General features: G+C 58.2%; 13 protein-coding genes and 7 pseudogenes. 9 read left to right on the forward strand and 11 right to left on the reverse strand.

Annotated features, from left to right (window positions below):
• Nucleotides 1-1,018: 1,018 nt before the first annotated feature.
• The gene (locus RFM41_RS33260) at nucleotides 1,019-2,122 is read right to left on the reverse strand and encodes a mandelate racemase/muconate lactonizing enzyme family protein (RefSeq protein WP_320253404.1); all 1,104 of its coding nucleotides are present in this window, start codon (nucleotides 2,120-2,122) and stop codon (nucleotides 1,019-1,021) included.
• A 940-nt stretch (nucleotides 2,123-3,062) separates the two neighbouring features.
• A pseudogene (locus RFM41_RS33265) lies at nucleotides 3,063-3,182 on the reverse strand (IS110 family transposase); the annotation flags it as partial.
• A gap of 46 nt (nucleotides 3,183-3,228) precedes the next feature.
• On the opposite strand from RFM41_RS33265, the pseudogene tnpA reads away from it, so the two are divergent.
• The 3 genes and pseudogenes from tnpA to RFM41_RS33280 form a co-directional block, all read left to right on the forward strand.
• Nucleotides 3,229-3,480, forward strand: a pseudogene (gene tnpA / locus RFM41_RS33270) (IS200/IS605 family transposase); the annotation flags it as partial.
• A gap of 67 nt (nucleotides 3,481-3,547) precedes the next feature.
• Nucleotides 3,548-3,994 carry a hypothetical protein gene (locus RFM41_RS33275; RefSeq protein ID WP_320253405.1) on the forward strand — a complete coding sequence of 149 codons (447 nt, stop codon included), beginning with the start codon at nucleotides 3,548-3,550 and terminating at the stop codon, nucleotides 3,992-3,994.
• Nucleotides 3,981-4,265, forward strand: a complete 285-nt coding sequence (locus tag RFM41_RS33280) for a hypothetical protein (RefSeq protein ID WP_320253406.1) — start codon at nucleotides 3,981-3,983, stop codon at nucleotides 4,263-4,265. Before RFM41_RS33275 ends, RFM41_RS33280 begins: the two co-directional genes overlap by 14 nt.
• Here the strand turns inward: RFM41_RS33280 and RFM41_RS33285 are convergent.
• Nucleotides 4,255-4,471 (reverse strand): annotated as a pseudogene (locus RFM41_RS33285) (transposase); the annotation flags it as partial. The gene RFM41_RS33280 and the pseudogene RFM41_RS33285 overlap by 11 nt on opposite strands.
• Nucleotides 4,472-4,662: 191 nt before the next feature.
• Here RFM41_RS33285 and RFM41_RS33290 point away from each other — a divergent pair.
• The gene (locus RFM41_RS33290) at nucleotides 4,663-4,854 is read left to right on the forward strand and encodes a hypothetical protein (RefSeq protein ID WP_320253407.1); all 192 of its coding nucleotides are present in this window, start codon (nucleotides 4,663-4,665) and stop codon (nucleotides 4,852-4,854) included.
• Between the two features lie 115 nt (nucleotides 4,855-4,969).
• Nucleotides 4,970-5,122 carry a hypothetical protein gene (locus RFM41_RS33295; protein ID WP_320253408.1) on the forward strand — a complete coding sequence of 51 codons (153 nt, stop codon included), beginning with the start codon at nucleotides 4,970-4,972 and terminating at the stop codon, nucleotides 5,120-5,122.
• A 430-nt stretch (nucleotides 5,123-5,552) separates the two neighbouring features.
• Here the strand turns inward: RFM41_RS33295 and RFM41_RS33300 are convergent, their stop codons facing one another.
• A complete protein-coding gene (locus RFM41_RS33300; protein ID WP_320253416.1) occupies nucleotides 5,553-6,605 on the reverse strand; it encodes a KamA family radical SAM protein in 1,053 nt (350 codons plus the stop codon).
• A 565-nt stretch (nucleotides 6,606-7,170) separates the two neighbouring features.
• A pseudogene (locus RFM41_RS33305) lies at nucleotides 7,171-7,563 on the reverse strand (DDE-type integrase/transposase/recombinase); the annotation flags it as partial.
• A gap of 74 nt (nucleotides 7,564-7,637) precedes the next feature.
• Here RFM41_RS33305 and RFM41_RS34325 point away from each other — a divergent pair.
• Nucleotides 7,638-8,271: pseudogene (locus RFM41_RS34325) on the forward strand (IS110 family RNA-guided transposase); the annotation flags it as partial.
• Between the two features lie 318 nt (nucleotides 8,272-8,589).
• On the opposite strand, the pseudogene RFM41_RS33315 reads toward RFM41_RS34325, so the two are convergent.
• The 4 genes and pseudogenes from RFM41_RS33315 to RFM41_RS33330 all read right to left on the reverse strand — a co-directional run bounded on the left by RFM41_RS33315 (nucleotide 8,590) and on the right by RFM41_RS33330 (nucleotide 12,228).
• Nucleotides 8,590-9,140, reverse strand: a pseudogene (locus RFM41_RS33315) (enoyl-CoA hydratase-related protein).
• Entirely contained in the window at nucleotides 9,127-9,261 is a 135-nt protein-coding gene (locus RFM41_RS33320) for a hypothetical protein (RefSeq protein WP_320253410.1), read from the reverse strand. The pseudogene RFM41_RS33315 and the gene RFM41_RS33320 overlap by 14 nt, the downstream one beginning before the upstream one ends.
• The gene (locus tag RFM41_RS33325) at nucleotides 9,258-11,447 is read right to left on the reverse strand and encodes an acetate--CoA ligase family protein (RefSeq protein WP_320253411.1); all 2,190 of its coding nucleotides are present in this window, start codon (nucleotides 11,445-11,447) and stop codon (nucleotides 9,258-9,260) included. The genes RFM41_RS33320 and RFM41_RS33325 overlap by 4 nt, the downstream gene beginning before the upstream one ends.
• Before the next feature lies 1 nt (nucleotide 11,448).
• Nucleotides 11,449-12,228: an enoyl-CoA hydratase/isomerase family protein gene (locus RFM41_RS33330; protein WP_320253412.1), complete on the reverse strand. Its 780-nt coding sequence runs from the start codon at nucleotides 12,226-12,228 to the stop codon at nucleotides 11,449-11,451.
• A 276-nt stretch (nucleotides 12,229-12,504) separates the two neighbouring features.
• On the opposite strand from RFM41_RS33330, the gene RFM41_RS33335 reads away from it, so the two are divergent.
• A complete protein-coding gene (locus tag RFM41_RS33335; RefSeq protein WP_320253417.1) occupies nucleotides 12,505-13,470 on the forward strand; it encodes a MurR/RpiR family transcriptional regulator in 966 nt (321 codons plus the stop codon).
• A gap of 259 nt (nucleotides 13,471-13,729) precedes the next feature.
• Here RFM41_RS33335 and RFM41_RS34330 read toward each other — a convergent pair whose 3' ends face one another.
• Nucleotides 13,730-14,011, reverse strand: a complete 282-nt coding sequence (locus RFM41_RS34330; RefSeq protein WP_430691602.1) for a glycine cleavage T C-terminal barrel domain-containing protein — start codon at nucleotides 14,009-14,011, stop codon at nucleotides 13,730-13,732.
• Between RFM41_RS34330 and RFM41_RS33340 the strand changes: the two genes are divergently transcribed.
• Complete coding sequence (locus tag RFM41_RS33340) at nucleotides 13,899-14,159, forward strand: hypothetical protein (RefSeq protein ID WP_320253413.1); 261 nt, start codon at nucleotides 13,899-13,901, stop codon at nucleotides 14,157-14,159. The genes RFM41_RS34330 and RFM41_RS33340 overlap by 113 nt on opposite strands.
• A 1,052-nt stretch (nucleotides 14,160-15,211) precedes the next feature.
• Nucleotides 15,212-15,363, forward strand: a pseudogene (locus RFM41_RS33345) (IS5/IS1182 family transposase); the annotation flags it as partial.
• Nucleotides 15,364-15,954: 591 nt separating this feature from the next.
• Here RFM41_RS33345 and RFM41_RS33350 read toward each other — a convergent pair.
• Entirely contained in the window at nucleotides 15,955-16,701 is a 747-nt protein-coding gene (locus tag RFM41_RS33350; protein ID WP_320253414.1) for an ATP-binding protein, read from the reverse strand.
• Nucleotides 16,702-16,963: the final 262 nt, after the last annotated feature.

The raw sequence follows: 16,963 nt of genomic DNA on the forward strand, positions 1-16,963 counted from the left end.
ACGGCGCCAACGATGACGACGGGATCCTGGCCTTCACCGATGAAGGCATCGAGGAGGTCAAACTCCTCCTCGAAGAATATCATCGCGTCTCACCATCGAAACCTTGACCCCGGCACCGCAGTGGTCAGGGGCTCATGGCCGCCGGATACGCACGTCTGCGGTCTTCACCGGACGCGTACCGTTCGACAGCCTCCTGCCGTTTCTTCGTCGGCTCGCTCGCACGGGCCGCATCAAGGCGACGGTCAAGCTCAGCGGTGATAAGCTCAGGACCCTCGATCAGCCAAATGACCTCCTGCCGCACGATGTGGTCGAGCAGATCCTGGCGGATCGGGCGGCTGCCGCAAACGGAACCGCCGAGATGGCGCCAGCTATCCGAACCGCAGGCAGCGGTAATGGTGGATTTTGCGGGCCGAGCTGCGGGTCGACGTGCGTTAGAGCGCGTAGCCGCATTTGCGGCATGACACGCGCCGGCGTGTCGGCGGGCCCATCTCCCGCAGCAGCCGGCGATGACGCCGATGCTCGTGGCGGGCAAACTCTTCGGTCAGAAGGGACCTGATAGGCGTACTTGCGGCTCAGCCGATCCGGTCCGTGGATGAGGACCGCTTGGATTTTGTACCGATAGGCCTGAGGTCGGGACAGGGTGAATTGGCGCGACAACACCAAGGCGGCCTCCGCCCCGCTCAGCCCACGCGGAAGCAACCCATGGGCCGCATTGAGACGATCCGCTTTCTGCGAATCGCTTGATCGCAACATCTAACATACGTATATTACTTGAGACGCAAATCAAGTAGCGGGAACGATCGAGCGGGATTGTCCGATCGAATTCGAAGTCAACTTTTGCGTTCTGGGGAGTAATATAATATATTGCTTTCTAAACCGACTAATGCCGCCGACCATCGGCGCCGTTGATCACCTCGAAGCGCCGAGCTCACGCTCAAGCGTCAGCCAAGTCCAGACATAAGCTGATCTCCGCTTGCGACGCAGCATGGCAGGCTCACAAATCATGAATGATTTGACGTCAGCCAAATGCCATAATCGGTGAGCCAAGATGGACCTTATCCGGCGTCACACCTAGTCCAGGCCCGGTCGGTACCTTAATCCGGCCCGCTTCAATCTGAACGTGGTTCTCGCTGTCGAAATGTCTTCGAATATAGGGCGCTGCGATCCAGGAGCCTTCGAACCTTGCCGGCGCGACGGTAGCACCTACATGCACGCAGGCTGCGGCAATGACGTCCCCACCCCAAGTGTCGTCACACGTGTGCGGCAAGCTGCGGGCGTCGCAGATGTCACGGGCAGTCTGGACTGCCAAAATGCCTCCGAGGCGCGTCAATTTTAGGCCAAACCCATCGACCAATCCGCCTGAAACCGCGCGCATTACGCTGTTCACGTCCTCCGCCAACTCGTCCACGTAAACAGGATGGCAAAGCTGATGCCGAATGGCGGCGATCTCCTCCATGGTGTTGCAAGGCTGCTCCATCACCATTGAGATGTCCCTGCAACGATGCGAAAGGAACATTGCGTCCCGACTCGTCAGGCTTCGGTTTGCATCTGCTGCGATGCGTATTCCTGGCTTGGTCGCCTCCTTCACCTTATGGAGTGTCTCGATGTCTTGCTCGACATCGCGCCCGCCGATCTTTAGTTGAACCCTTTCGTAACCTTCCCGTTGGCGCTCACGAGCTTCTCGTGCCATCTCATCGGGCGAGGCTGTGGTAATTGAATAGTAGGTGGGAATCGTGTCGCCCGTTGCACCGCCGATGAGGTCGCAAACTCGTCGATTGTAGGCCTTGCCCGCGATGTCCCACGCCGCTATGTCAATGGCGGCCTTGGCATACCTGCTGCCATTCAACGTTGCGTTCATCGCCCGATTCAGTTGGCCGATATTACGCGGGTCCAGACCGATGAGGCTTGGCCCGATCTCTTGAAGAGCAGCCCTGCCGCCGAGCATATGCTGCGGCTGATAGACTGGGCCGGCCGGACAGGTCTCGCCAAATCCGACAAGACCGCTATCGGTGATCAGTTCGACGATTGTGCTCTGCAAATGCGTCACTGTCGCCGACGCCATTCTATATTGGTGTACCGAAGGCACATCGACATTGTACACATTGATCCCAACCAGCTTCATTCGTGCCTCTCATATCCTTCGGCGTCGACCTAAAACGGCCCCACGATGCGATGGCAATGGAAAAAAGTTAGCCCCTGCAATACTTTTTGCGCCTTGATTTTGGATGCCGGTTGCGGAACGCTCGTGGCGACGAGACTCACATTCAGTCATCACTCCCGAGGCCGCCAGCCCGCTTTCGACGTAGGCCGCCTGCATAGCGCCCGCCGGTTCCGCTACGATTAGAGGGACGCAGTACCGCTCACGGTTCACATCCAGATTGTAGGAACTAGCCCATTCCCGATAGTAATCCACCAAGCGGCTGGCGTCGCCGTCGAGCACGTGTGAAGCCTTGATAGCTCTTGTGCGACTTGCTCACTAACAGCCTGTTTATGCAGAGTGTCCAATAGATTGCTCCTCTTGTCCATCGATCGGTGCTTGGTGGACGGGACCTGCCGGTCCCGCAGAGCGAAGGCCGATCTTCCCTGCGGCGGCTCAGCGCTCATATGGCCGCTCCAATACGTTCAGTATAGAATGCCACTTGATACGATTTACACAATACGTGCATTGTGAAAATCGCATTAAGATTCCGTTAAACGTCGTATCCAATCACTCAAAGCTTATGTTTAGAGTCCCAGATAGTCAGGAAACCCCACGCCTCATATGATGAGTCTGAGATCAAGCGGCTGGTTAGCATATCGTCCGTCCTTGCATTGTTGTGTCGGCTACATCCAGTTGAGCCTGTTCCGTTAGTACCGGCGAGCAGTGCCTTGCCGGTACAACCTCATATGCGGTCGCCGCTCGTGGCGGCAGCACCATAATCCCTCATTCGGGGACAAAGGCTCAGGAGAACGGGACCATTCTTTAGGTCGGTTGTTCAGGCCACGGCGTGGGGCGGCCCGCTCACCTGGATCCGTCGAGGCTGATCAGGCCCGAGGATTGGGTTGATCGAATGAGGCGAAAGTCAGGCTTCGGCCATGACGGCTCCTTCGATCACGACACCGCTGGCCGCATATTTCGAGAGGGCGACGAGCAGCTTTCTCGCCAAGGCGACAATGGCGACCTTCTTGCCGCGCCCGCCACTGCGGCAGGCGGCTCCGATAGCGGCGTTTGCGGTGTAGATTGGCCGGATAGAAGCATACAAGCGGGGCAGCCATACAGTTTGGGACTGCAAGTATCACCTCGTTTGGGTGACGAAGTATCTTATGCGGTGCTTGGCGGTGATGTTGGGGAGCGGTGTCGTGAGTTGCTGCGCGAGACGGCGCAAGCGCATGAAATGGTCGTGCATGCCGGGTCGATCAACCGAGACCATGTGCATATGTTGGTGTCGATCCCGCCGAGCCTGTCGGTCTCGCGCGGTGCAACATTTGAAGGGGCGCAGTTGCACTCGGGGCAAATTCCCGTGCGGGTTGGCTTTTCAAGGCGTGCCGGGTGTGATTCATCCTGTGGATGACTCTGCCCGCTTCTTATTCGGTTGAGGATTTGCCGCTGGCGGATTTACGCCGGCTTGTGGTGGCGCTGATCGAAGAAGTGACGCTTTTACGGGCGGAGAACCGTGATCTGAAGGACGAGATCGCGCGGCTGAAGGGACTACCGCCGCGGCCACAGTTCAAGGGCAGACCATCCGGGTTGGAGAAGGCGACGTCGGCCTCTTCGGGCGGTAGGGGACGCTCCAAGCGCCGGCGAGGTGCCAAGCGCGACAAACTGGAGATAACGGCCGAGGTGGTTGTGAAGGCCTCGGCGCCAGTCGGGTCCCGGTTTTTGGGCTACGAACTTTTGGTGCAGGATCTGCGGATCGCGGTTGAGACGGTGCGCTACCGCCGCGAACGTTGGGCTGGCCCCTGTGGCGAGTGGATCGTGGCGGCGCTGCCGTCGGGGTATCGTGAGCGGCTATAGGCCGGAGCTGCGGCGGTTCATCGCGGCGGGACACTTCCAGGGCCAGATGTGCAGCGAGCGGCTGACGGCGCTGTTGACCGGCATGGGCATGGCGATCTCCAAGCGCCAGGTGGTGCGGTTGCTCAGCAAAAGTGTGGACGGCTTGATCGGAGAGGATCAGGCGGTGCTTCGGGCCGGGCTGGAGACCGCGCCGTGGATCAGTGTGGACGACACGGCTCACCGCCAGGGACTGTCAGGAATTCTGTGCGCGAGGCCGGTCGTCACTGGCTGACGAACCTTTCGCCGAACACGACGGCGAACTGGGTCTTGGGCCTCGAACCACTCGCGTGGCGGTCGTTTCCATTCTTCGGTCGCGTGGTTAAGCACCAGATATAACAGCTTCATGGCCGCGTCGTCACTGGGGAAGTGGCCGCGCGTTCGAACGGCGCGGCGCAGCTTGGCGTTCAATGCCTCGATAGCGTTGGTAACCGGTATGATCATGACGTTGCGATCTCGTCCTCTCTGGAGCAGTTTTCGGCGTATGGTGCGACCATCCGGGACAGGGGCACCGGGAGCACGCCAAGTGCGGGCAGGCCGATGTATTCGATGAGCTGCGAGCTCGCGTTAGTAGCTGGCCGCCCCTGCGACCTACCCGGTTGCGCCGAGAGCGCGGATCCGTAGGTGTCGCGTTGCCCGCCGGCTCCCGATTTAGTCGCGCCCGCGCCATGCTGGTCGAGGTCGCCTGGACGGTGGCGAAGGCCGTGAAGGAGTTGCGAAACAGCGAGAAAGCCGCGGCCGAGAATGCCGAGCGTATATACGAGCTGATGATCCCGCACTGGCCGATGTCGGCGATCGAAGACAAGCCACGCTCATCATGTTGATAGGCGATGAATTCGTCGACCTTTTCACAATGAGCCTTCGGCTCGTTGGGAGCCGGTTCGTCAAGCTGGCCAAGAAAGCAAAGCCACGCTGCGGCGACGTCATGGAACAAACGCCGTGACCACTTCTACCGCAGGCTCTGTTTCGCATGTGCTGGTATCGGGCCCAAGATTGAGCGGCCGCGTCGATCTCGGCCTGCCTGACGCACCTGTCGCCGGACAGATCCAGCCGCTGCGCAATGACCAGCAGCTCGCGGGCCGTGCGCAGTAAAGTCTCACGAGCCGCACGCTGATCGGCGAGGTGCTTGAGATAGCGCAGCCGCTTCGAGGCCTTGGGCCCGTCACGGTGACGCGCTACGACCTTCGGGTAGGCGAATAAGTCCTCGAACATGCCTCGGATCTCCAGTGAGGTGGGAAATCCGATCACCTATATTCAGTTTGTTATGTGGCGCTCGGCGCCCTCACCTGCTTGCCGCCTCTGGCCCGCGGCGGCCGACGCCCACATCTGTACCGAAGCCACATTACGCACCAAATGTGCTCGAGCACATTTGGTGCGGGAAATCCGCCCGCCCGGATCTGTGAGGGCGAAAGCCGAATGGCTGAGCTACTCGACCACGATCTGGCGCTGCCCCACGGAAGCAGCTGCGGCCTTTTGTTCCACTCGAACTGGTACGGTGGTCAGCATTCCGCGCCTTTCGATCTCATCCTTCCGGCAAATCTTCTAACCAACAGGCGCCCTCGAGGTGCGGCCGGGAAAAGATCCTTCCGATCTTTTCGGGAGTCTTGTTTTGATGGTATCGCATATACACGCGGCCATCGGCTCCGAGGTCGAGGATCTCGATCTTTCCTGTGTAATGGGACATGATGTATTTGAATGTTTTTTGGATGCCGCTGAGACGTTGGTTGATGCCGCGCGCGATCTCTATTCCGCGGCGCAGGGAAACCTGGAAATGCGATGCGCCTTTCACCGGCCGGCCCTGAAAGAGGTAATAAGGGCGGACACCCATTTGATGACACTTGGCGAAGGTCGCCGCCAAGATCTTGGAATCATCGTTGACTTTCGCGAGGAGCACGGACTGGTTGAGGAACTGCACGCCGTGAGCCCGCAAGGAGCCAATGTTGCGCTCTGCGTCGGCCGAGATTTCGCCGACGTGATCGAAATGTGTGACGATGACTGCGGTCTTACCCCCTTCATGGATCCGTTGGAACAGTGCCAATAGAGCGGGATCCTCGAACCGTTTGGGCTCGTAGGCGACCATCTTGGTGCCGAACCGAATCGAGCCTAAATGTGGGATCGGCAGCAGATGATTAAGGATTTTGTCGAGCTTGGCCGTGTTGAGCACGAACGGGTCCCCCCCCGATAGCAGTACGTTCGTCATCTCAGGATGGTCATCGATATATTGCGCAACCCGGGAGAAATCAGTTGCGATTTCATCGGAGTTCTTGCCGACAATGCGCTTGCGAAAGCAATAACGGCAATATGAAGCGCAACGGTCCGTTACCAGCAACAACCCGGTCTGGGCATACTTGTGCTGAAATCCGGGTACGACCGTGTTGTCGTGCTCGCCGCTCGTGTCCAGATGACCGGGACTCTCGAATTCTTCGAATGAGGGCTCGACGATGTGTTTAAGCTGACCATAATAATCGCTTTTGGTGATTTGTTCACGATAAAATCTTGTGACATGATAACGAGTGATGTTGTTAGCTTGTAGCTCACCCTCGGTTACGTCGCGCGTCCCCTCGATAAAATTCATGGCAGCGGTGCGGTGCGGCGAGTCCGCCTTGGCGGGCGATGATTGAAGTCGGCGAATTCGAGGCGCGGCCGAGGTCGTCCGCGCGTTCATCTCACGATCGCTCACGCTCTGGTCCTCGCAATGAACCGCAACTGCCTGCGGATTCCGCTTCGCCTGCGCCCCAAGCAGTGCGTCAATGCAGCCACCCGCGCCGAACGCGGCAAAGCTTCGATTGGCGGCAGCAAGTCGCATGGTTTGAGCAAGTTTCATACGGACCTCTTCGGTCGGAGATCGCCAGATCGCAATCTTCGTAATAGATCCTTCAGCGTATTCAAAGCAAGCGGCATGCCAACAAAGAGGTTATGCGAGTGAGGGGCAAAACCATGTGTTTGGCGCCGCGCGGCGGAATACTTGCGCGTCAGCTTTGTCAGGTTTCGAACATGGAGCTCGTCAACTGAACACAGTTGAAGACACACCCGGAGGGTCGAATCACGACCATTGTCGGTCGGCAAATCGTCAGGCTGTCAATGGGCGCCGAAGTTTCCGCAGATATGGGCATCCAATTTGCTTGTGTTGCAAGTTTTTTTCATGAAGGTTGGTCGGGACGGCGCTGTCGTGTCGCCAGTATGGCGGACTGCTCAGCCAGGGAGGGATTTGGATTGAACGCGTACCTCGCCTGTCGCTTGCGCATCATGTGAAGCATTTCGATCCGGGCAGGGTGACGCTGGCGGTGGCCGGCGACTTGAAACCCAGCATCGGCCGCACACGGCGCTTGATACGCTGGTGGTCCTGCTCGATCCGTTCAAGTATCGACTTTTCCTGATCGTGATCGGGTCAGCCAGCGCCGGGAACGATCCTGCAACCGATTTGCCGCATCGCAGGAGGTGATGGCTTCGTGATTGGTCTGGCTGCCGTCGATGACGATGCGATCGGGCCTGTTATGGCGCTCCAGGGCTTTCCTGAAGAAGCGCTTGGCCGCACGGCCCTTCTCAAACGGCATCAAGTGCCTAAACGTGGTCGTGTTGAAACGCCACAAAAAAGAAGGACCGCTCCATAGAGAAAATTATCACAGTCGGACCCGATCTGGCAAAATCCGTTTTCAAGTTGATGGCATAGCCGAAGAAGGAGCAGTGATCGCACGTCGCGCACTGCGTCGGTCGCAGGTGTTGGACTTTTTTCGCAAGCAGCCTTGCCTCGGAGGGATGGAAGCCTGTGGCAGCGCGCATTATTGGGCTCGGGAAATTTAGGCTCCGGGCATACGGTTCGGTTGATGCCACCCGCATACGTTAGGCCTACCTCAAAACGCAACAAAACTGACGCCGCGGACGCCGAAGCTATTTGCGAGGCAGTCAATGGCCGACCATGCGCTACGTGCCGGCAAAAACACAGGACGAGCAGGCTGCCGGAATGGTGCTCAAAGCACGAGATTTGCTCATCCGTCAGCTCACTCAGGCAATCAACGCTTTGAGAGCTCATCTTGCCGAACTGGACATTGTCAGGGCGACCGGTCTGGTCGGAATCATCGGCCTTGCCGCCATAGTGCGCGACCATAGTGACCTAAGATTGCCGGGTGAAGCGCGAATGGCTTTGGAAGAACTCGTCGAGCAAATCGAGGCCGTGACAGACACGGATTGAAAGGCTCGATCGAAAAATCCTTGAGGCGGTGAGGAAAGATGACGGCGCTCGAGCTTGATTGCAACAAATGTTTCGTTTGTTTCAGAAGACCGTATGGATCACACAAAGTGAACGCGAGCCAGTGTGCCCTCGATAGCGGTACACCGAAAGTTGGTTTACCGCTTGTCAGCGAGAAACTGCTCGAACGGCACTGACTGCGCACTGCGCAAGTGGTAACGGCGGCAGTTAGACTAGCGCGCCTGAAAGAGGGCTGGATGTTTGTTCAGGAAGGCTTCGCCCGCCTCGCGGTGATCCGAAGTATTGAGGCACATGCCCTGAAATGCTGCGCAGAGATCGGGGAAATCAGACAGGTCCAATCGCCGCGCTGCCTTCAGCAGCCGTTTGCGAGTCGAAGTGTTTGAGGAGGTTTTCCTGCTATGCTTGCAGCACGTTGCAGGGCTCGCGACTGCAATTGCGACGCAGCCGCGATCTCAAGGACGATTCCCAGTCGTAGAGCTTCCTCGGCGCGCACTAGACGCTCGGTGAAGATCAACTCCGCCGCCCTTTGGGGACCGAGCAGATCCTGCAGGAACCAAGCGCCGCCATCTCCCGGAACAATCCCGAGGTTTATGAACGTCGAGCCGAATACCGCGTCCTCCGCTGCGATACGGATGTCGCCATTGTTGCCAGATCGAAACCAGCACCGATTGCGGCCCCATTGAGCGCAGCAATGACAGGGACCTCCAGCCGGTGCATGGCAGGCGCAATTCGTTGGATGCCGCGGCGATAGCGTTCTTGCACCTCAAATCCATCGCCAGCGAAGCTTCCCCTACGGTCCCGCATATCCTTGACGTTGCCGCCGGCGGAAAACGCCTTACCAGCCCCTGTGATGACGAGAACCGAGATGGCCGCCCCACCATTGATCCAGTCAACCGTTTGCACGATGTCGTCTGTCAAACTTGTCCCGGTCAGTTCGTTGCGGACGTCGTCGCACCAGCATGAGCACGGCGACACGGTCGCTGATCTCGAGTTGCGAGTCGATGAATTTCGGCAGATCGATCATGTCTCAATTCCTTGCTTCGACGACCGCACTATGGAGGACGCAGTGAGAAGGATGCGAACATCCGAGACTGCCAGACCGTCGGGATATGCATGGATAGGATTGAGGTCGAGTTCATCGATTTCCGGGAAAGCTTCAACCAGGTCTGAGATACTCACCATAAAATCTGCGAGCGCGTCGCGATCAACCGGCGCTCCCCCGCGCACGCCATCGAGAACCGCTTTCGCCTTGATTTCGTCCAACATCGTAAAGGCATCATTGCGTGAGATTGGAAGCGCGCGGAATACCACGTCCCTAAGAAGTTCGACGAGGACTCCGCCCAGTCCGAACATCATGATGGGGCCGTATGAGGCATCGCGGACGACGCCGACGATGAGCTCGACGCCTCCCTTGGATGCCATCGGGGTGACGAGGACGCCTGCAATGTTCGGATTTATTACTGCAGCCTTGACATTGGCCACGATCTCAAGGAAGCCACTGCGCACCGATGCTACGTCGCCGATATCGAGTTTGACTCCGCCAGCCTCAGTCTTGTGCAGTATGTCGCGAGATACAATTTTCATCGCGACGGGCTTTGTGCCGAGACGGCGAAAAGCCTCTTCGGCCTCTTTTTCATTCACAGCTAGCAAAGCCGGAGTGAGATCCAGGCCGAAGTCGCGCAGGCTAGCTCGCCCTTCGTGTTCCAAGACTACGCGCCTGCCCTCGGTTCTGCATCGCGCAAGAACCTCCTCAAAGACTGCCCCGCGCTGCGCCCGCTGTGGCGGCAGCGCTGCAAAGGCGCGACCCATCTCACCGCACTCCGCCAAAGCCTGCATGCATCGCACGGCAGTTTCCAGGGAGCTGTGCACTGGGATGCCTGCGCGGTGCACCTCGAGGATTGGCAACGGCCGCTTATCTGCCTGAAGCGCACCGTACAGGCTATGAACGACTATGGGCTTGCCGAACCGGCGTGGCATGGCGCCGATGAGGTTCGTTGCATCGATTTCTGCTGAGAGCAGGTCTTGTGAGAAACGGACCGCATAACCGCCGTAGAGACCTGATATTAGAAGTCCGTCCACCATCGGATCCTGCAAGAGAATCTCGGCGCAAGTGGCAAAAACAGATGGGTCCGAATCTGTACCCCCGGCTACGTCGACAGGATTGATAACCGACGCAGCTGGAGGAAGTTCAGCGGTAAGTCGCCGACGCGTGTCTTCGCTCAGAGGAGCGAGCGCCAGTCCGCGTTCAGATAAGGCGTCGGCGGCAACTGTCGCGTGGCCTCCGCCATCCGCCAGAATAGCGAGGCGGCGCGAGCGCAGGGAAGGCAGTAACGATAGCGCCTCCGCCATCGGCAGGATCTCATCGGACCGATGCGCAAGGATTGCACCGGCTTGCCTCAGCACAGCCTCGCTAACCGCATATTCGCCAGCCAAAGCACCGGAATGAGACTTCGCGGAGCTGCGTCCGGCGCTTGTCCGACCCGATTTGTAGATGACAACTGGTTTTTCTGGCGAGATACGCCTCAAGGCGTTCAAAAAGCGGCGGCCGTCTTTTAGTCCTTCAACGTAGGCGATCACCACGTTGGTGTTGGGATCGCCCGCAAAGTAGTCGAGGTACTCATCGAAGCGGATATCCGCCTCGTTACCTATCCCCAGGTAAGTGCTCAGACCCACATGCCCGTTGCCGTGAGCTTCGGTGACGAGCGACAGGGTCATGTTGCCGGATTGGGACAAAAGGCCAATGCTACCCTTCAGCAAGTTCGAAAAGCCGACGAGATTGCAAGCTTTGTGAGTATTGAACATACCCGAGGTGTTTGGCCCCACGATCCTAACACCGCCAGCGCGCGCAGCGGCTAGCATTGCATCTTGCAGCTGGCTACCGTCGGCTCCGGCTTCCGCGAAGCCACCCGCCAGAACCACGGCACCGCGCACCCCTTTTGCTGCGCATTCGGCGATGACTGAAACTACCGTCGCAGCGGGGGTACAGACCAGCGCAAGGTCGACCGGCCCCGGTAAGCTACCCAGATCGGGTAAACACCTAACGCCGCAGATTTCACTCTCCTTTGGATTAATCGGATAAATTGCCCCGGCATAGCCGTCATCGAGGAGTTTCCGTAGAGACCGGTGTCCGCGCTTTGCCGGATTTCTGGATGCCCCAATGATCGCGATGGAGTTCGGGGATAGAATGTCGACCAATTCGCTCGGCGCCATGTTACTCCCCCCGAAAGATCGGCGAACGCTTTTCCGCGAAGGCATCGACGCCCTCCTGCCAATCGCGCGTCGTCGAACAAAATGTCATACCTTCAAGCTCGGCGGTAAGCGCAGAGTCGAACGTCCCGTGAGCAGCTGACGCCAACTGTTCTTTGGCAAGCTGCATCGAGAATGGCGCCTTCTTCGCCAGTTCGCTCGCTAAAGCGCGGATGCCCTCAGCGAACTCCTTGTCGGGGATGCAGCGCGAGGCAAGCCCGATCCTGACCGCCTCCGCTCCGTCGATCTGCCGACCGAAGAAGATCAGATCCCGCGCTTTTGCGAGACCTACAAGCCGTGGAAGGATGTTCGTAACCCCACCGCCCAGGTATGCACCAAGGCCAATTTCGGGAAATCCGATCCGCGCCGACGCGGCCATGATCATAAAATCGCAAGCGAGAGCTATCTCGGCACCGGCGCCAAGCGCAAAGCCGTTCACGCCCGCAATGATCGGTTTTGGATGTGAGACCAGCCGTTTACACACCCTTTGTTCGCTCATCAGATATTGTCGCCTATCGAAGGCCGTGCGACCCGCCTTGTGCTCCTTCAAATCGGCGCCCACACAAAACGCCCGTCCTTCACCCGTTAGGACAATGACGCGCACGGTCTTGTCGCCTTCCGCCTCATCAAGAGCCGCCAGGACATCATCGTATAATTTCTGCACTACTGCGTTGAGGCGGTGTGGGCGGTTCAGACGAATTTCGGCCACGCCATTCTGCATTTCGTAGGCGACTGTTTCAAACATTGTGTACTTCCTATAGCCAGCTATAGCCTGCGTGACCGGTGATGAAGTTGGCGGGCACGATAACAGAGGCGGGTGGATTTGCAACATATGTTTCAATCTTGCGAGAGTGAGTTATATGGATCATATTTCGAGCAGCTGGCTTGCTTAGTTACCGCTGGCGCCAGCCGATTTGGCGCGGATGGCCCGGAGCGTCACGGTGCGGAAGGGTCCGAGAGAGCACTAAGCCCGAATGAAACACATGTTGCGGATGCGATAGCGTTGCGCTACCTAGGTGTCATGGCTGGTGGACCTCTTTCGGAAAGATTGATCGCGAGCTTCGACGCAATGTCAGAGCAATTCCAGTTGGCGGCGCGCTATATTATCGACCAGCCACATGACGTCGCACTGTTGTCGATGCGCGACCAGGCGCGTGCGGCCGGGGTCCAACCGGCTACCATGACGCGACTTGCCAAGCATCTTGGCCTCACAGGTTACGACGAGCTTCGGGAAATGTATGCCGAGGCCGTTCGCAGCGGCGACGTCGGATTCGCGGGGAAGGCCGATGTACAAGCGATGGCGCAAAGGCGCAAAGGCGAACATAGCCTTGCGCGCGAAATTCTGCGAGTTCAAGCGGCCGAGATTATCCATCTGGCTGAGTCTCAGCTTGATGCAATCGTATTAACGGCAAGACGCCTTGCATCCGCCAAGTGCGTTTTTTGTGTCGGATTGAGGTCAAGCCACGCAACAGCTTGGCATCTCCATTATATTATTTCGATGATAAGAGAAAAGTCGGTCATGCTTGATGCGGTTGGTGGCACCGGTTCGGACGCACTTGCCCGTGCTACTCCCAATGATGTGCTCTTCGCGACAAGCGTGTTCCCTTACACGCGCGCCACTGTTGAGATCGCCCAGTATGCGCATCAACATCGCATTCCAATCGTGGCCATTACCGACAGCGAGGTTGCCCCGCTGGCCCGAGTGGCCGACGAAGTCGTTCTCGTCGAGACGAAGAGTCCCTCGTTTTTCCACACGATGACGCCGGCGTTCGCGGTCGCGGAGGTGCTGGGCGCGCTGATCGCAGGGCGGAGTGCGGAAGCCGCACGTGAGTCTCTTCTGCGGTTCGATGCGCATCTTGCGAATTTCGGCACACACTTGAAGTCGAGAACTTGGATGCGAAAAGTCCGCGCGCGCCCGTCAGCCTCTCCAACGAGAGGGAAAATGGACGGCAAGAGGCATAAGGCGATCGTGCCGGATCAGGAATGATGTCTAGCAGGCTGCTGAAATTGGCGCTGCGTCGCCGCCAGGCAGGTGCGATTTTTGGCGGTTTGAATCCGGATTTGATCGAGAGGTTTTTCCCGTCATATTGGCCCGCAAAGTGGACGCTCAAGACCCTACCACCGGGCCATGGCTATATGGGGCGTGGCTTCGCATCATCTTCGGCCTTTCATTCGCATCCCTTCGGGGTCGAAGAGCGGGCCAACGGTGACGCTGGCATCTATCATTTGCCGAGTGATATCGACCTTCACCGGGCGCCACTCCTCAGCGGTTCACGGCTGCGGCCGGGTCCCACGGGTTTCCCAATACGGTAACCGAACGTACAGGAGGACGTCTGACCTACAATGCGGCCGTCCAAATAGATCGGCTCGTATCCCAAAAGCACAGCGGTATCTTCATCAAGTGTAAGCGAGATCATGCGCGAGACCTCGCCGCGCGCGAGCGTCTGCCAAAGCGTTGGCGGCGATGGCGCCGCCTTCCTTGCGGATTTCGAAATCGGGCCCTGCAGCGATCGGCGTAATATCGCCATCCACTTCATGTCCCATGGCGCAGAAGCATTTCTCGATTTCGCAATGACGTCTGTGCGACCACAAGCGCGGCATAAGATCGCCGACAAGGACATTCGCGCGCCACGCACGTGCTTTCCGGCGATTCGAGCCGTGCCATGCTTAAAATAGCTGACCCTTCTTGAGCTCCGCTGCTGCCCCACATTCGCTAGATCCGGGTGGCCTCCGGCCCCATTAGCCCAAGAACCGCGTAAGTTCCGTGCTGTCGGTCAGGGTGACGTTGTAGCCTTGAGAGTGGCGGCGCGGCCAGGCGAGATCACGTTTCATGGCCGTCGTGCTCACGAAAAGGCCGTAGTGATCCGAAGTAATCCGATGCGCGGTGGGGTCAGGTTCGAAGGTACCCGTTCGTTGCAGTATAGATCACCGACCCGGGCAGGCGCACAAAAAACATTTCTAGTAGAGATGTAGAAGAAAATACATTTTGAAAGACGGCGAAAAATGGATCCCACCTTAAAGACCCGTATCACATCCCAGCTCAAGGAGGAACTCCCCGCATTGCCACGAGGATTGCGAACGGTCGCCAAATACATCGTGGATCATTCCGTCAGACTTCGGCCTCGATCCTCTCCGGGAGACGGCGCGTAAGACGGGTGTTAGCACCTATACTCTCGTGCGTTTAGCCGAGCGGTTGGGATTCGGCCGCTATGATAAGATACGCGAACCGTTCAGGCATACGCTTGAATCGGCCTCTGCCGGTGTCGAACGGCCCGAATAGAGGCTTGCACATTCGCGCGCCGGAAAGGCGTGAAGCTGATTCTCATTTCCGACAGTGAATTGCATCGTCAGACTTCAGCGCCGATGAGACGATCGTCGTTTCTGTCCTCTCGACGCATCATCTTTGCTGTTACCTGGCGCGATAGCCGTGGTCGATACCCTTATAGCCCTGTTGGCGGCTCATGGCGGAGACACGGCTAAAGCCCGTATTAAGTCTTATGAAGATCTGCGCAGGGACAATCAAACCTATTGGGTCGCGCAAAAAAATAACGACAGCTTTTTTGTCGCTTCGCCGTGCCCGCAGCACCCCGCGTGCCAAGCCTGCCACACCTCGTCAGGCTGGCCGCTGCTTAGACTGCACGGGAATCTGCCCCAGGTGCGGCTCGGGACCCATAAGTTGTTGGCGTCGTGTGGGATTTGTGATTCACGGCTTCCGAAAGGGAGAGGTGATGAATCGGGACCATTTCTGGCTTAAGAAGAACAGTTTCGCCGCATTGAACCTTATCTGCCGACCGACACGCGGGGCAAGGAACGGGTCGACGACCGGGGTGGCGGTATCGTTCAGGTTCTGAAGTCGGATTTGCGCTGGGTCGACGCGCCGCCGCACGGGGCAACAGCGATGTCGGGTCAGTTCAGGTCGGCTTGAGGCGGGTGAAAATAACGAGGTTGCCCGACTGAATGGGACGGACGTGAGGCCGTAGCGGCGTGAGGAGGTCAAAGGACAGGTATGGCGTTTCCTCGCCCGATCCAGGTGAAATTGAGACCAGATCAATTCGAAAATTGACATACTAGTCATTTTGGGAACATAAATCCAGAACAGCCGACCGGGGAGGTGTTCACGAAACCTCCAGCACTCATGTCGTATGGGCGCGGTTGTGGCTCTGCTCCAATGTCTATCGGCTCAAGCGGATAGTAGTCTTAAGGAGGCTCGGTGGCTGCTAACCGGATATCTTGCTGTTCCTCGACCGGCGCCGCATCACGTTCAAAAAGACGGCCCATGTTGCGGTGAGTGCTCATCAGGGGCCTTGCGCTGGTGTTCGGAGATGGATCCGCGGTCAGACAAGATCCACCAGAGCGTTTGCGAGAGCGCCTGGAGGCATCACCTCACGTTATCCTTGAGGGGCTTTCAGCACCGGGATAGACAATGAGGCGACGCGCGGGATTGATGTCCTCGCAAGCCAGGTGAAAGCCCTTATCGACCTTCCGCGCCAGGTTGCGCTCGATCTCGATCGCCCACGGCCGTTTGCTGGGCCAGAAGAAGGTCAATCTCGGCGCCGTCGGCGGTTCGATAGAAACTTGCCTCGGTTCGCGCAGGCGCGACGAGAGAAGATTTTCGATGACGTAGCTCTCCCAACTGGATCCCACAACGGGTGCCCGGAATGGCGATTGAAATCTCCGATGCCCAACAGCGCATGCACGATGCCGCTGTCGCGGACAAGACTTGTGGCGATTTTACAAGCCTCTTGCCGGTATTGGCATGAAACGGAGGCAGCCGCCGTACCAGTAGAATGTCGACGAGAAGATCGACGCAGGATGTCACGGTCGGTGCGCTGACGGACGGGCCAGACGCCAGTAGGGATGCGTTGAGGAGACCAGCGTGATTGTGGGCGAGCATGGTCCAGAGCCGCTCTAGCGTCTGTGCAGGAATGCGTGGTCCGAATTGCGGGGCATCGCGTTCGAGGTAGGTCCGAAATGAAGCTGCGCCGGAACGCCAGGCTATCGGCATCGGACGCTGCCAGAAAGCTGTCGGCAAATCCTCCTCTGAGCCACAGACGCTCCGTGTCCGCTGCCCAACTTCCAGGACATCGAGCGGCGTCATTTCTACATACTCGATGCGGCCGGCAAGGCTTTCGCCAGACTGCCGCAGCAAATTCATGGAAGCTGAACCCAGCGGAACCTGCCGGGGCGGCGGCCGCGACGGCGGCCCCTGGTCGATCAAGCGCGTAGTTCCTGGAATAGTTCTGGGACGCGGTGAATCTCGCTAAGATGACAAGACGATCTCGTAGGGCTTGAGAAAGAGCAGTACGCATTCGGTGAAGACCGCAGGGGTGCGTATCCGGCGGCCATGAGCCCCTGACCACTGCGGTGCTGGGGTCAAGGTTTCGATGGTGAGACGCGATGATATTCTTCGAGGAGGAGTTTGACCTCCTCGATGCCTTCATCGGTGAAGGCCAGGATCCCGTCGTCATCGTTGGCGCCGT

It is taken from the genome of Mesorhizobium vachelliae, from assembly GCF_033977325.1.
Taxonomy (GTDB): Bacteria; Pseudomonadota; Alphaproteobacteria; order Rhizobiales; family Rhizobiaceae; genus Mesorhizobium; species Mesorhizobium vachelliae.